Source organism: Novosphingobium sp. (assembly GCF_049240505.1).
Lineage (GTDB): Bacteria > Pseudomonadota > Alphaproteobacteria > Sphingomonadales > Sphingomonadaceae > Novosphingobium.
Window position 1 is genome coordinate 1 of the sequence record NZ_JBMLSM010000067.1, and the last position, 1,421, is coordinate 1,421.

Annotated in this window: 1 protein-coding gene; it reads left to right on the top strand. The window is 63.7% G+C overall.

What is annotated here, in order from left to right:
* The first annotated feature begins 149 nt into the window (after positions 1–149).
* Complete coding sequence (locus ACOVQ0_RS06050; RefSeq protein ID WP_421881507.1) at positions 150–1,301, top strand: penicillin-binding protein activator; 1,152 nt, start codon at positions 150–152, stop codon at positions 1,299–1,301.
* The last annotated feature ends 120 nt before the right edge of the window (positions 1,302–1,421 follow it).

Below are 1,421 nucleotides of genomic sequence, written 5' to 3' on the forward strand. Positions count from 1 at the left end.
ACCGCGCGACGGGTTACGTCACCAAGATTGCCAATCGGGGTGGCGACAATATACAGACCGGGTGCGAGGGGTTGCGTTTCCATGCCTATTCCAATGGACCGGCCTGCTATCAGCGACAAGAGGGTGCGCGGGGAATGATCGAGACTGATATGGGCGAAGCACGGCTTTCCGGTTTCCGCCATTCCCGCCGGGCTGTGGTTATCACCACACTTTCGCTTCTGGCAGGCTGCGCTGTCATCCCCAAAGGCTCCGTGCCCGTCACCGAACCAACTGAAAAAGCGCCGGATGCCGATGTCCTGCCGACCGATGCCGGGCGGCATCGCGTGGCCTTGCTGGTTCCAATGACCGGGGCCAACGCTGCCGTGGGCCAGTCCATCGCCAATGCCGCCACGATGGCGCTGCTCGATACCAATGCCGCGAACCTGCGCATCACCACTTATGATACTGCCACCGGCGCAGGCGCTGCCGCCGCGCGCGCGATCAACGATGGCAACAAGCTGGTCCTCGGCCCGCTGCTGTCCGATGACGTGGCGCTTGTGGCCAATGTCGCACGTGCGGCCAAAGTCCCGATGATTTCCTATTCGAACGACAGCGCCGTTGCCGCGCGCGATGTGTTCGTGATGGGTCAGGCGCCCGGCCAGTCCATCGCCCGCGTGCTGGGCTTCGCCAAATCACGCGGTATCAAATCGGTCGCCGCGATCATCCCGACCGGCGATTATGGCCAGCGCGCCACCGCAGGGCTTACCGAAGCAGCGCGTGCAAGCGGCATCGCGGTCACCTCGGTCGAAACCTACGATCGTGGCAACACTTCGGTCGCCAGCGCGGTGCGCCGCGCAAAGGACAAGGGTCGGTTCGATGCGCTGCTGATTGCCGATGGCAGCCGCATCGCCTTGCAGGCAGGGCCGCTTGCCGGAAAAGGCGTGAAGCTGATTGGCACCGAATTGTGGAGCGGGGACGCCGCTATCGCCAAAGCTCCCGCCATGCGCGGCGCATGGTTCGCCACCGTTTCCGATCAGCGCTTCGGCCAGTTCGAAAAGAGCTACACGGGCCGCTTCGGTGCCACCCCCTCGCGGCTGGCCACGCTCGGCTATGACAGCGTTCTGCTCACGCTCAATGTCGCGCGTAGCTGGAAGCCCGGCACCACCTTCCCCACCGCCAAACTCTATGATCCACAAGGCTTCATCGGGCTGGATGGCGTATTCCGCTTTACCACAGCGGGCATGGCAGAGCGTGCAATGGAAGTACGCGAAGTTGGCGCGGGCACCTTTGCTACCGTTTCGCCCGCACCTGCCAAGTTCTGAACGCCCGAAAAGCGGGGATTTCGCCGGATAAGGCGCCTTCCCCGCTTGCGCGCGGAATCGCGGGCGTTCTATACCCGTTCGCATGTCCGACGACCTTTTCGACAAGCTCCCCGCCACCAG

Coding starts and splice junctions, on each gene's coding strand:
- ACOVQ0_RS06050 (WP_421881507.1), top strand. CDS start 150: ATGGGCGAAGCACGGCTTTCCGGTTTCCGCCATTCCCGCCGGGCTGTG.